The sequence below is a fragment of the Klebsiella sp. K47 genome, from assembly GCF_051858335.1.
In the GTDB taxonomy this organism is placed as follows: domain Bacteria; phylum Pseudomonadota; class Gammaproteobacteria; order Enterobacterales; family Enterobacteriaceae; genus Klebsiella; species Klebsiella pneumoniae.
In genome coordinates, this window is record NZ_JBPYUI010000346.1 from 1 (window position 1) to 229 (window position 229).

The window sequence follows — 229 nt, forward strand, 5'->3', positions numbered from 1 at the left end:
GCGCGTGGCAGGCACCTCGGTCACGGTGTTTCTCACGGGAGAGAGCGGCACCGGCAAGGAGGTCGTGGCACAGACCCTGCACGACTTGAGCCAACGGCGCAGCCGCCCGTTTCTTGCCGTGAACTGCGGCGCCATTTCGCCGCATCTCATCGAAAGCGAGATCTTCGGCCACGAAAAGGGCAGCTTCACGGGTGCCGACCGCCAGCACCAGGGCTTTTTCGAGCGCGCG

1 protein-coding gene is annotated in these 229 nt (G+C 65.5%); it reads left to right on the forward strand.

Features of this window, described 5'->3' with window-relative positions:
* The coding region (locus tag RRF55_RS28315; RefSeq protein ID WP_439419342.1) for a sigma 54-interacting transcriptional regulator at positions 1 to 229 on the forward strand (229 nt) is incomplete at both ends.